9 protein-coding genes are annotated in these 12277 nt (G+C 71.7%); 7 read left to right on the top strand and 2 right to left on the bottom strand.

The annotated features are described in order from the left end of the window. The first annotated feature begins 34 nt into the window (after nucleotides 1-34). The 4 genes from WAB15_RS34345 to WAB15_RS34330 all read left to right on the top strand — a co-directional run bounded on the left by WAB15_RS34345 (nucleotide 35) and on the right by WAB15_RS34330 (nucleotide 5304). On the top strand, nucleotides 35-1321 hold the full coding sequence (locus WAB15_RS34345) for an ROK family protein (protein WP_407288643.1): 1287 nt from the start codon (nucleotides 35-37) through the stop codon (nucleotides 1319-1321). Between the two features lie 166 nt (nucleotides 1322-1487). Continuing rightward, on the top strand, nucleotides 1488-2897 hold the full coding sequence (locus tag WAB15_RS34340) for a family 2B encapsulin nanocompartment shell protein (RefSeq protein WP_399145218.1): 1410 nt from the start codon (nucleotides 1488-1490) through the stop codon (nucleotides 2895-2897). A 112-nt stretch (nucleotides 2898-3009) separates the two neighbouring features. Continuing rightward, nucleotides 3010-4425, top strand: coding sequence for a family 2B encapsulin nanocompartment shell protein (locus WAB15_RS34335; RefSeq protein ID WP_407288642.1), 1416 nt, complete (start codon nucleotides 3010-3012; stop codon nucleotides 4423-4425). A 240-nt stretch (nucleotides 4426-4665) separates the two neighbouring features. Then, entirely contained in the window at nucleotides 4666-5304 is a 639-nt protein-coding gene (locus WAB15_RS34330) for an N-acetylmuramoyl-L-alanine amidase (RefSeq protein ID WP_399145216.1), read from the top strand. An 8-nt stretch (nucleotides 5305-5312) separates the two neighbouring features. On the opposite strand, the gene WAB15_RS34325 is transcribed toward WAB15_RS34330, so the two are convergent. Beyond that, nucleotides 5313-6173 carry a phosphatidylinositol-specific phospholipase C/glycerophosphodiester phosphodiesterase family protein gene (locus tag WAB15_RS34325; protein WP_407288641.1) on the bottom strand — a complete coding sequence of 287 codons (861 nt, stop codon included), beginning with the start codon at nucleotides 6171-6173 and terminating at the stop codon, nucleotides 5313-5315. Between the two features lie 104 nt (nucleotides 6174-6277). Between WAB15_RS34325 and WAB15_RS34320 the strand changes: the two genes are divergently transcribed. Next, nucleotides 6278-7519 (top strand): phosphodiester glycosidase family protein, encoded by a 1242-nt coding sequence (locus WAB15_RS34320; RefSeq protein WP_407288640.1) that lies wholly within the window; start codon nucleotides 6278-6280, stop codon nucleotides 7517-7519. 69 nt (nucleotides 7520-7588) lie between these two features. On the opposite strand, the gene WAB15_RS34315 is transcribed toward WAB15_RS34320, so the two are convergent. Continuing rightward, on the bottom strand, nucleotides 7589-7783 hold the full coding sequence (locus tag WAB15_RS34315) for a hypothetical protein (protein WP_384488503.1): 195 nt from the start codon (nucleotides 7781-7783) through the stop codon (nucleotides 7589-7591). A gap of 241 nt (nucleotides 7784-8024) precedes the next feature. On the opposite strand from WAB15_RS34315, the gene WAB15_RS34310 reads away from it, so the two are divergent. Beyond that, complete coding sequence (locus WAB15_RS34310) at nucleotides 8025-8948, top strand: Ig-like domain-containing protein (RefSeq protein WP_407288639.1); 924 nt, start codon at nucleotides 8025-8027, stop codon at nucleotides 8946-8948. A 4-nt stretch (nucleotides 8949-8952) separates the two neighbouring features. Next, complete coding sequence (lysX, locus tag WAB15_RS34305) at nucleotides 8953-12270, top strand: bifunctional lysylphosphatidylglycerol synthetase/lysine--tRNA ligase LysX (RefSeq protein ID WP_407288638.1); 3318 nt, start codon at nucleotides 8953-8955, stop codon at nucleotides 12268-12270. The last annotated feature ends 7 nt before the right edge of the window (nucleotides 12271-12277 follow it).

The following is a 12277-nucleotide window of genomic DNA, read 5'->3' as shown; positions in this document are numbered from 1 at the left end:
GTGGGGGCGGGGGCCGAACATCGAGGAGCTCGCCATGCCCGCCATACCCACCCCCACCCCCGACACCCAACAAGCCATCCGCCGCCGCAATCTCGCCCGGGTCCTGCGCACCGTGGCCGCGCAGGGGCCGCTGTCCCGGGCGGCGGTCGCGGGGCGGATCGGGCTCACCCGGGCGGGCGTGGCCCCGCTCGTGGAGGAGCTGCTGCGGGCCGGGCTGCTGGTGGAGACCGGGCGGGCGGCGCCCAGCGGGCGGGGCCGGCCCGGCAGCGAACTGGCGGTGAGCGCCCATGGCCCGGCCGGGCTCGGGGCCGAGATAGGCGTCGACCATCTGGCGGTGTGCGCGGTCGATCTGCGCGGCCGGGTACGGGCGCGGGTGGCGGCCGACGCGGCGAACCGGCAGAGCGAGCCCGGGCCCGTACTGCGGCGGCTGTCCGCGCTGCTCGCGGAGGTGATCGCGCGGATCGGCGCGGAGGGGCTGCGGCCGGCCGGGCTGGCGGTCGCCGTGCCCGGCCTGGTGGCCCGCGGTTCGACGACCGTGGTGCACGCGCCCAACCTCGGCTGGCGGGCGGCGGATCTGGCGCCGGGGCTGGTCTCGGTGGCGGCCCCGGGGCACATCCTCGACGGGCTCCCGCTGACCGTGGAGAACGAGGCCAACCTGGGTGCGCTGGCCGAGCTGCGGCTGGGCGGCGACGGCGCCGAACTGCCGGGCCCGCCCCCGGACTTCGTACATGTCTCGGCGGAGGTCGGGATCGGCGCCGCGGTCGTCGTGGATGGTCGACTGCTGCGGGGGGCACGGGGGTTCGCAGGCGAGCTGGGGCACGTCCCGGTGTATCCGGACGGCCGCCGGTGCGAATGCGGCGGCCGCGGCTGTCTGGAGCTGTATGCAGGCGAACAGGCCGTACTGCGCGCGGGCGGGATCACCCCCGAGGGGGCGGCGGCGCATCCGGGTCCGGGGGCCCGGGCGGCGTTGCTCGCGCGCCGGGCCGCCGACGGGGACGCGGCCACCGTACGGGCACTGGGCGAGGCGGGGACGGCGTTGGGGATCGCGCTTGCGGGGGCGGTGAACCTGCTCGATCCCCAGGCGGTGGTCCTGGGTGGTGCGCTGGCCGAGCTGGCGCCCTGGGTTCTGCCGTCCCTGGAGCGGGAGTTGGCGCTGCGGACGGCGGTCGCAGCCGATCCGTCGCGCGGTGGCGGGCCGCGGGTGGCGGTGTCGCGGCTGGGCGCGGACGGCCCCCTGCTCGGTGCGGCGCACGCCGCCCTCCAGGCCGTGCTGGACGATCCCCTCGACTTCCGCGCCCCGGCACACTCTCCCCGGGGCTGAATCGCCTAAACCTTTCCACGGAAAGGGATTTCCATGCCACTCCATCGAGCGATTGTGCCGATAAAAAGCGCCCGACTACGGTCGGTTCGGCGGACTGCCGCGGAACTGTCGTGACGGAGGGTTTCGGGGCGGCCGCATCGCACCCTTCGAGGAGATAGGTCACGCTGTGACGATTGCCGACGAATCGCTGCCCGGCAGTGCGGAAAGCGCCCCGAATTCCAGCCTGAGTACCTCCGCCGCACGGAATTTGGCGACCACCACCAAAACCCCGCCGCAGATGCAGGGCATCACGTCCCGATGGCTGCTGCGGCTGCTGCCCTGGGTGCAGGTCTCCGGCGGCACCTACCGCGTCAACCGCCGGCTGACCTACACCCTCGGCGACGGGCGCATCGATTTCGCCATCAGCGGTTCCGATGTCTCGGTGATCCCCGACGAGCTGCGCGAACTGCCCGCACTGCGGCAATTCACCGATACCGAGGTCCTCGCGGCGCTCGGTGAGCGATTCACCCAGCACGCCTACGCGCCCGGCGAGTTGATCGCCGAGGCCGGCACGCCGGACGACCGGCTGGTGCTGATCGTGCACGGCCGGGTGGACCGCATCGGCAGCGGCAAATACGGCGAGGAGTCCGCGCTGGAGGCGCTGGCCGGCGGCGACCACCTCGGCGACGGGCCGCTGACCGCCGCCGAGGGGACCTGGCGGTTCAGCTATCGCGCGGTGACCCGGGTGACCGTGCTGTCGCTGTCGCGGCAGGCCGCGCAGGAGGTCGTCGACCGCTCCCCCGCGCTGCGCGACCATCTGGCCGCGGGCGTGGCGGACCCGGCGCACCCGACGAACGACAGCGGCGAGTCCGCGGTCTCGGTCGCCTCCGGACACCACGGCGAACCCTCGCTGCCCGGCACGTTCGTCGACTACGACCTGAAGCCGCGGGAGTACGAACTCAGCGTCGCCCAGACGGTGCTGCGCGCCCACAGCCGGGTCGGCGACCTCTACAGCGACCCGATGAACCAGGTCGAGGAGCAGCTGAAGCTCACGATCCAGGCGCTGCGCGAGCGCCAGGAGAGCGAGTTGGTCAACAACCCCGAGTTCGGGCTGCTGCACAACACCGACCTCAAGCAGCGCATCCACACCCGCAGCGGCCCGCCCACCCCCGACGATCTCGACGACCTGCTGGCGACGGTCTGGAAGGACCCAGGCTTTCTGCTCGCCCATCCGCAGACGATCGCCGCGATCGGCCGGGAGTGCAGTGCTCGTGGGCTGTATCCGACCGCGGTGGATTTCATGGGGCATTCGCTGCCGTCCTGGCGCGGGGTGCCGATCTTCCCGTGCAACAAGATTCCGGTGACAAAGGATCGGACCAGTTCCATTCTGCTGCTGCGCACCGGTGAGGAGAATCAGGGCGTGGTCGGTCTGCATCAGACCGGAATTCCCGATGAATACGAGCCGAGCCTTTCGGTGCGTTTCATGGGCCTCGACGACCGGGCAGTCATCAAGTACCTCGTCAGCGCCTACTATTCCGCGGCAATTCTCGTGCCCGACGCGGTGGGCGTTCTCGAAGACGTGCAAATCGGCCACTGAGCAGACGCGCGGAAAGAGACCACAGCGCCCTGGGCGGCCCGCATCCCCGCCCCGGCGCCACGGCAGCACGTCACGTACGCACAGCACCCCACAGAACAGGTGAGCCTTCTCCATGACCACATCGGTGGACCCGACGTCCGGCCCGCAGCCTTCCGGGACCGAGCAGAGCCGTTCCAGCCTGGACACCTCGGCAGCCCGCAAGCTGGCGACCACGACCAAGACGCCGCCGCAGATGCAGGGGATCTCCTCCCGCTGGCTGCTGCGCATCCTGCCCTGGACCCAGGTCTCCGGCGGTACGTACCGCGTCAACCGCCGGCTCACGCACACCCTCGGTGACGGCCGGATCGAATTCGTCACGACCGGCACCGAAGTCCGGGTGATCCCCGCGGAGTTGCGGGAACTGGCGCCGCTGCGCGGTTACGACGACAGCGCGACGCTGGAGGCGCTGGCCGGCCGGTTCGTCCAGCGGGAGTTCGCGCCCGGCGACGTGCTGGCCCGCAAGGGCGGGCCGACCGACCGGGTGATCCTGATCGCGCACGGCAAGCTCGACCGGATGGGCACCGGCAAATACGGCGAGGACACGGCCCTGGGCACGGTGGCCGACGGTGACGCCATCGGCGCGGCCGCGCTGGTGTCGCCGGACGCGGAGTGGGAGCACTCCGTGCGGGCGGTGACCCGGGTGACCGCACTGACCCTGTACCGCAGCGACTTCGAGGCGGTGCTGACGGAGTCGGAGTCGCTGCGGGCGCATGTCGAGGAGTTCCAGGCGGCGCTGGTGCCGGCGCAGAACAAGCACGGTGAGGCGGCCATCGAACTGGCCGCCGGCCATGTCGGCGAACCGCTCCTGCCGGGCACCTTCGCCGATTACGACACGGCGCCGCGCGAGTACGAACTCAGCGTCGCACAGACCGTGTTGAAGGTGCACTCGCGTGTCGCCGACCTCTACAACGGCCCGATGAACCAGCTGGACCAGCAGCTGCGGCTGACCGTGGAGGCGCTGCGCGAGCGCCAGGAGCACGAGATGGTCAACAACCGCGAGTTCGGGCTGCTGCACAACGCCGACCTCAAGCAGCGCATCCACACCCGCAGCGGCCCGCCCACCCCCGACGACCTGGACGAGCTGATCTCGCGGCGCCGCAAGACGCAGTTCCTGCTGGCGCATCCGCGCACCATCGCCGCGATCGGCCGGGAGTGGAACGCGCGGGGCATCTACCCCAGCACCATCGAGTTCGAGGGCACGGCGGTGCGTTCCTGGCGGGGTGTTCCGCTGCTGCCCTGCAACAAGATCCCGATCAATCCGGACCAGACCAGCTCGATTCTGGCGCTGCGGGTCGGCGAGGAGAACCAGGGGGTGATCGGGCTGCACCAGACCGGCATCCCCGACGAGTACCAGCCCAGCCTCTCGGTGCGCTTCATGGGCATCAACGACCAGGCCGTCATCAATTACCTGGTCAGCGCCTACTATTCGGCGGCGGTGCTGGTGCCGGACGCCCTGGGCATCCTGGAGGACGTGGAGATCGGTCACTGACGGCGAGGACTGCCGTCCGGGTGCCGCGCCGGTGATCTGCCGTCAGGGCGGCGGGCGCGGCATCCGGGTGACGACCGATCAGGTCATATGCCTGCTCCTGACCTCGCCGTTTCGCCTTTGGCCGAGCCATTGGCGAAACGGCCACGCCCTTGGCAGGGAATGCCCTCTTGCGCATGATGAACGTACAGATGTGCGTGACATGTACGCGACCTTCCCCCTCGGTCCTTGTCAGGAGTTCACATGGCGCACGATCCCTCCCGCCCGGCCCGCCGGCGCCTGATCACCGGTGCCGCCGCACTCGCCGCCTCGGCCGCACTCACCCCCCTCACCGCGGCCGCGGCCGCTGCGCGCAAGCCGGCACCGCGCGGTGGCGGTGGCGGCTATCCCCCCGTCCAGTGGGTCCCCGCCAGCCCGTCCAACTTCACCGCCGCCAACCGCCCCACGCAGTACCCCATCAATATGGTCGTGGTGCATGTGACGCAGGAGACCTACAAGGACACCCTCAGGCTCTTCCAGGACCCGGCGCACAAGGCGGCCGCCCACTATGTCGTACGGTCCGCCGACGGCCATCTCGCGCAGTGCGTCAAGGAACGCGATGTCGCCTGGCACGCCGGAAACTGGGGATTCAACACCCGCAGCATCGGCATCGAGCACGAGGGCTGGATCGACGACCCGACCTGGTTCACCGACGTGCTGTACGAGCGGTCCGCCCAGCTCACCGCCGCCGTCTGCGCCCGCTACCGGATCCCCGTGGACCGCGCGCACATCATCGGCCATGTCGAGGTGCCCGGCACCGACCACCACGACCCGGGCGAGTACTGGGACTGGGCGCGCTACATGGAGCTGGTCGTCGAGGCCTCCTGGCAGCACACCGGGTGACGACGCCCTCAGCGCGCCGCGCGCAGAAAGCCTTCCAGGCCCGGCAGGTCGTCCGAGTTCAGATGGTCGACGCCGGCGTCGAGCAGCGCCGTCCAGACCGCCTCGCGCGCCGGGCCGGCCGTGTCCGGCGTCGCCCAGAAGCGCAGCCGGCGCCGTTCGCCATGCGCGGCGGCCACCAACCGCCGCAGCCGCTCGCGTTCGTCGCCCGGCATCGGGCCCACGCCCTGCCAGCGGAAGGTCTCGGTCCAAGAGGCCGAGACCAGCGGGGCGAACGAGGCCGGGGCGGCGGTGCCCAGGTCCTCGATCCGGCCGTCGTAGAAGGCGTGGCGCACCCGCTCGGCCTCCATGGGCGCGCGGGCCGCGCGGTCGCCGGAGACCACGGCGGTGACCGGCCCTCCGTGGACCCGGCCTGCGCGGCACACGCTCAGCATGTCCCGGTAGCGGTGCAGCACCCGCGACAGCTCCCGGTAGGTGGCCTCGCCCGCGGACTTGACGTCGATCAGCAGCTGGAGGGAGAGGGGGTGACCCCGGTAGACCGTGCCGTTGTTGGCGCGAATGCGTCGGCGCAGGGGGTCGAGGTACAGCGCTTCCAGGGTGCGGGCGGGGTCCAGACCGCTCTCCTCGTGGGCCACCAACAGCCGGCCGTCGACGAGCCAGATGTCCGCCTCCACGCTGCCGAAGCCGTGGTCGAGGGCGTCCAGGAGCGGCCGGGGGTGCTCGTAGTCGTTGTGCGCATGGGCGCGGCGCAGGGGCGCGGAGCCCGTGGGGCGGCGTACGTCGGCGTCCCGGGCGTCGGCGGGCGCGGTGAGGCCGGCGGCCAGGGCCGCGCCCAGCGACACGACGGCCGTTCTACGGGTGTACAGATTCATGACATCTCCAGGCGATAGTAATTTTTCGACGATCGGACGCGATGAGCGGCGCGAAGTGAACGTCTTCGGCACCTGGGACAGTTGGCGCGACGTCAGGGGGGCTCGTGAAGCAGCGATTCGGCCGGGTTCGAGCGGTGCTGACGGTGCTGGTCGTGTGGGGTGTGCTCGCGGGCGGCGGGCTGGCGGGCGGGCCTGCGGCCACCGCCGCCACCACCGTGCAGCGCTTCGATGCCGTGGCGGTGGCGCCCGGTGTGGAGTACGGCGAATTCCGGATGACGGTGCCGCGCGGGATCGTGCACGGGCATCTGCTGACGGTCGATCTGGCCGATCCGCGGGTCACGGTCGATCTGCTGTATCCGGGGGTGGTCGGCGCCCGGGCGCCGGTGTCCCAACTGGCCGTGGCGCGCGGCGCGGTGGCGGCCGTCAACGGCGACTTCTTCCACATCACCGAGACCCAGCATCCGGGCGTGGAGGCGACCGGCGCCCCGGTGGGCCCGGCGGTGACGTCGGGGCGGCAGCTCAAGGCCGCGGTACCCGACGGGCAGCGGTTCGGTCCGGCCATGCCGCCCGGCGCGACCACCGAGGACGTCATCGGTGTCGGCCATGACCGCCGGGCGCGGCTGGACCGGCTCACGCTGCGCGGCGCCGTGCTCACCCCCGGAGGAGTACTGCCGCTGCGTGGGCTGAACCAGTACGCGCTGCCGGTGGACGGCATCGGCGCGTACACCGCGCGGTGGGGCCCGGCGTCCCGGGTGCGGGCCACCTGCGGTACGGACATCGACCGGACCGCGCCGTGCAGTACGGAGACCGCCGAGGTGACCGTCCGCTACGGCAGGGTGTGGGCGCTGGACGCCCGGCCGGGCACCGGCGGGGTGGCGGCGGGGAACGTGGTGCTGGTGGGCCGGGAGGCGGGGGCGCGGCAGCTGCGCGCGCTGCGCATCGGCGAGCCGGTGACGCTCGGATACCGCCTCGTCGGGCGGTATCCGGTACCGCTGCGGTTCGCGGTGGGCGGTTTTCCGATCGTGCGGGACGCCGAGCCGGTGGCCGGGCTGGACGCGGTCACGGTGGCGGTGCGGACGTCCGCGGGGATCGGGCCCGGTGGCCGGCTGCTGTATCTGATGGCCCTGGACGGGGCTCCGGGGCAGGGGCAGACCGGCCTGACGGTGCGGGAGCTGGCCGAGCTGATGGAGCGGCTGGGCGCTCGCGACGCGATGAACCTGGACGGCGGCGGCTCGTCGACGCTGGTGACCGGCGACGGCGTCGGGCAGGTCGTGGTGCGCAACCATCCGTCGGGCGGCGCGGAGCGGCCGGTGCCGAACGCCGTCGGGGTCTTCTCCTTCGGATGAGCGGTGGGTGGCCCGCCTACCCGGCGGTCGAGCCCGCACGGTCCGGGCTGCCTCGGTAGGCGGCCATGGTCACGGGCGGACGTGGCTCACCATGTCGGCGGCACCGGCGAGCCCCTGGTGGATGTCCGGGGCCAGGCTGCTGCTCGCCAGATAGAAGCCCAGCAGTGCGCACACCAGGGCGTGCGAGAACTTGAGTTTTCCGCTGCGCAGGAAGATCACCGTGAGGATCACCAGCAGCAGCACGACCGAGATGGAAACAGCCACGGGACGCACACCTCCTCGACCGCCGCCCGAACGGACGGCAGGGGTGGCCAGTTTGGCGTATTCAGAGGTATGTCCGGTTCGAGGCCCGATGCTCCATTAGGGTGATCACCGTGGGTCACGGCGGGAAGCGGCGCCCCCCGACGTGACGTGGATCACGTCACTCCCCGCAACGGAGTGTGCGGATCGGCCGTCTTAGCGGCCGACATCGCCGCCCCACCCGCACCGCAGACGGAAAGCCCGCATGAGCCAGACCCCCTCCCCCCGCCGCCGGCCGCCCTGGCCGCTGTGTGTCGCGCTCCTGCTGATCCCGGTGATCGGCGTCGGCGTGTTCACCTGGTGCGGGGGCATCGCGGCGTCGGCGTCCAAGGGCGACCCGGTGCAGGTGGTACTGGGCGCGGCGAGCGGCACCAGAACGGTGCAGGCCGGCGACACCCTGCAGGTGAGCGCCGAGGGCGGGGTGCTGACCGAGGTGACGGTCACCGATCCCGGGGGCCGACGGCTGCCCGGCGCGCTCGGGGACGGCGGGTCCGTGTGGACGTCGAGCGAGAAGGTGGCGCCGGAGACCAAGTACTCCCTCGTCGCCAGGACGAAGAACGCGCAGGGCGGCGTCGGCACGACCAAGGAGTCGCTCACCACGGCGCAGGCCGCCAAGCTCAACAAGCTGGTGGTCGATCCCGGCCGGCAGGGCTCCGTGGTCGGCGCCGGCCGGCCGATCACGGTCACCTTCGACTTCCCGGTGACCGACCGGGAAGCGGTGCTGCGGGGCCTGAGCGTCACCTCCGACGACCGCGCTTCGGGCTCCTGGGACTGGGGCAGGGACGACATCGGCAAGGACCAGGTGACCTGGCGGCCCGAGCGGCCCTCGAAGCCGGGGACCCGGATCACGCTGCGGGCGGAGCTGAGCGGTGTGGACTCCGGCGGCGGACGCTACTTCGCGACGGACTATGACCTGAACTTCACCATCGGCCGGACTTGCGCCGACTCGGCCGCGGCGCGGGTTTGTGGCAAGGTCCACGTGGGTGACCCCGTCGTGGTCACCGCATCCTCCGTACGAGGGAAAGACGAGAGGACCATCGGGATCGGAGACTGGAAAGCCGGTGTTCCCGCCGGCGGCGAAACAGCGCCCTCGCGTCGAGCAGTAGACCCCTTTCAGAGCCTAGTGTGACGGAATGAGCACCGTGCAGGACCAGGATCAACTCACGGGGTGGCGGCGCTTCCGGCGCCGCGTCCCCAATGGCTTCGCCATCATCTTCAGTGTGCTGGGGCTCTTCTGCGCCCTGACGGCGCTGATCGGGCCCCTGCGGCGCGCGCTCCACCCGGTGATCTACTGGCTGGACACGCTCACCATCCCAGTGGCGTCCAACATCGCCTACGCGGTGTTCCTCTTCCTGTTGGCCGCGGCGATGACCGCGCGCAAACGCGTGGCGTTGTGGTTCGTCGTGGCCTACATGGTGCTGGTCATCCTGGCCGACGCGCTGTTCCTGGCCGCCGGGTACGGGGAGTTCGCCATCTCGCTGGTGCTGTGCACCGGCGCGCTGGTGCTGCTGCTCGTCTCGCACCGCGAGTTCTACGCGATCACCCGGCGGGGCGCGTTCCTGCGCGCCATCGGGGTGCTGGTCGCCGGACTGGCGGTCGCGGTGCTGATCGGCTGGGGGCTGGTGACGCTGGCTCCGGGCACGCTGGAGGCCGGCGGCGGCAACCGCCTGCTGTGGGCCGCCAACCGCGTCTGCGGCGGGCTCGTCGGCGGCCATCTCGTCGAGGGCCATCCGCCGCACTGGATCAGCACCGTCCTCGAACTGCTCGGCGCGCTGGCACTGCTGAACGCAGCGGCCACGCTCTTCCGTTCCCAGCGGATGGAGGCCGCGCTGCACGGTGACGAGGAGGCCCGCATCCGGGCGCTGCTGGACCGCTACGGCAGCCAGGACTCGCTGGGCTACTTCGCCAGCCGCCGCGACAAGGCCGTGGTCTTCTCCCCCAGCGGCAAGGCCGCCGTCACCTACCGCGTCGAGGCCGGTGTCTGCCTGGCAAGTGGTGACCCGGTCGGCGACCGCGAGGCCTGGACCCAGGCGATCGAGGCGTGGCTGGAGGTCGCCGGACGGTACGGCTGGCAGCCGGCCGTCATGGGCGCCAGCGAGAGCGGCGCCAAGGCGTTCGCCCGCTGCGGGCTCGGTGCGCTGCAACTGGGCGACGAGGCGATCCTCCACGTCAAGGACTTCGACCTGGCCGGCCGCGAGATGCGGGTCACCCGCCAGGCCGTCAACCGCGTCGAGCGGGCCGGCGCGACCTTCCGGGTGCGGCGCCACTCCGCGCTGACCGACGAGGAGATGCAGGAGGTCATCCACCGGGCGGACGCCTGGCGCGACACCGAGACCGAACGCGGCTTCTCGATGGCGCTGGACCGGCTGGGCGACCCCGCCGACGGGGACTGCCTGCTGGCCGAGGCGTTCGACGGCGACGGCAAGATGATCGCCCTGCTGTCCTTCGTGCCGTGGGGCACGGACGGCATCTCGCTGGACGTGATGCGCCGTGACCGCACCGCACCCAACGGCGTGATGGAGTTCATGGTCGCCCAGCTGTGCGCCCAGGCCGGGGCGATGGGCGTGCGCCGGATCTCGCTGAACTTCGCGGTGTTCCGCTCCGCCTTCGAAGAGGGCGCGCGGATCGGCGCCGGACCGGTGCTGAAGTTCTGGCGCCGACTGCTGCTGTTCTTCTCCAAGTGGTGGCAGCTGGAGGCGCTCTACCGCTCCAACGCCAAGTACAACCCCGAGTGGTACCCGCGGTTCCTGTGCTACGCGGACGCCGGTGCGCTGGCCCGGATCGGTCTGGCCTCCGGTATCGCCGAGGGCTTCGTGGCCGTACCGAGCCTGGGCAAGCTGTGGGGCAAGGGCCACAAGAAGCGGGTGCTGGCCCCGGCGAGCACAGCCGGACTGCCGTCGCTGGACGAGCTGGGCCTGGTGCGGGCGGCGCCGGCCACCGAGGAGGAGCAGCGCGCGCAGGAGCTGGCCGCGCTGCCCGAGCAGGTGCGGGTGCGCCACCGCAAGCTGGAGCGACTGCGGGAGAGCGGCACCGACCCCTATCCGGTGGGCGTGGAGCGTACGCACACCCTGGGCCAGGTCCGCGACGAGTACCCCGACCTCGCGCCGGGGACGCACACCGGCAAGTCCGTCAGCATCGCCGGACGGGTGCTGCTCACCCGTGACCACGGCGGTGTGCTCTTCGCGGTGCTGCGCGACTGGTCGGGCGATCTGCAGATCGCGCTGACCCGGGACGTCAGCGGCAAGGACCTCCTGGACCGCTTCGGCTCGGACATCGACCTCGGTGACCATGTCGAGGCCGAGGGCGAGGTCGCCAGCAGCGACCGCGGTGAGCTGACCGTGTTCGTGACCCGGTGGCGGCTGACGGCCAAGTGCCTGCGTCCGCTGCCGGACAAGCGGCGCGGGCTGTCCGACCCGGAGGCCAAGGTCCGCCAGCGCTATGTGGACCTGGTCGTCTCGACGGACGCGCGGGAGAACGTACGGGCCCGCAGCACGGCCGTGCAGGCACTGCGCCAGGGCCTGATCGACCGCGGCTACCTCGAGGTCGAGACGCCGATGCTGCAGCAGATCCACGGCGGCGCCAACGCCCGCCCGTTCCACACCCACATCAACGCCTACGACCTCGACCTGTATCTGCGGATCGCGCCGGAGCTGTACCTCAAGCGGCTGTGCGTGGGCGGTATGGAGAAGGTCTTCGAGATGGGGCGGACCTTCCGCAACGAGGGCATCTCCTACAAGCACAACCCCGAGTTCACGATGCTGGAGGCGTACCAGGCCTTCGCCGACTACGACGTGATGCTCGACCTGACCCGGGAGCTGATCCAGGGCGCGGCGATCGCCGCGTTCGGCAGCGCCACGGCCCGCAAGGCCGATGCCGACGGCCGGCTGGTCGAGCACGACATCTCGGGGATCTGGCCGGTCAAGACCGTCTACGGCGCGATCTCCGAGGCGCTCGGCGAGGAGGTCGACGCGGACACCGAACCGGACCGGCTGCGCCGGCTGTGCGCCGCCGCTTCGGTACCGGTGAAGCCGGAGATGGGCCGCGGCGACATCGTGCTGGAGATGTACGAGCGGCTGGTGGAGGAGAGGACCCAGCTCCCCACGTTCTACAAGGACTTCCCCACCGACGTCTCGCCGCTGACCCGGCAGCACCGCAAGGACCCGCGGCTCGCCGAGCGCTGGGACCTGGTCGCGTTCGGCACCGAACTGGGCACCGCCTACTCGGAGCTGACCGACCCGGTCGAGCAGCGCCGGCGGCTCACCGCGCAGTCGCTGCTGGCGGCCGGCGGGGACCCGGAGGCGATGGAGCTGGACGAGGACTTCCTGCAGGCCCTTGAGTACGCGATGCCGCCGACCGGTGGTCTGGGCATCGGCGTGGACCGGCTGGTGATGTTCCTGACCGGTCTGTCGATCCGCGAGACGCTGCCGTTCCCGCTGGTGCGGCGGCGCTGAGGCGGGC

Origin of the sequence: Streptomyces sirii (genome assembly GCF_045690365.1) — a bacterium.
Taxonomy (GTDB): domain Bacteria; phylum Actinomycetota; class Actinomycetes; order Streptomycetales; family Streptomycetaceae; genus Streptomyces; species Streptomyces sirii.
This window is presented reverse-complemented; position numbering and strand designations above follow the sequence as displayed.

Excerpts from the sequence above, each read along its gene's own strand:
- WAB15_RS34335 (WP_407288642.1), top strand. The coding sequence starts at position 3,010 with ATGACCACATCGGTGGACCCGACGTCCGGCCCGCAGCCTTCCGGGACC.
- WAB15_RS34310 (WP_407288639.1), top strand. The coding sequence starts at position 8,025 with ATGAGCCAGACCCCCTCCCCCCGCCGCCGGCCGCCCTGGCCGCTGTGT.
- WAB15_RS34330 (WP_399145216.1), top strand. The coding sequence starts at position 4,666 with ATGGCGCACGATCCCTCCCGCCCGGCCCGCCGGCGCCTGATCACCGGT.
- lysX (WP_407288638.1), top strand. The coding sequence starts at position 8,953 with ATGAGCACCGTGCAGGACCAGGATCAACTCACGGGGTGGCGGCGCTTC.
- WAB15_RS34345 (WP_407288643.1), top strand. The coding sequence starts at position 35 with ATGCCCGCCATACCCACCCCCACCCCCGACACCCAACAAGCCATCCGC.
- WAB15_RS34325 (WP_407288641.1), bottom strand. The coding sequence starts at position 6,173 with ATGAATCTGTACACCCGTAGAACGGCCGTCGTGTCGCTGGGCGCGGCC.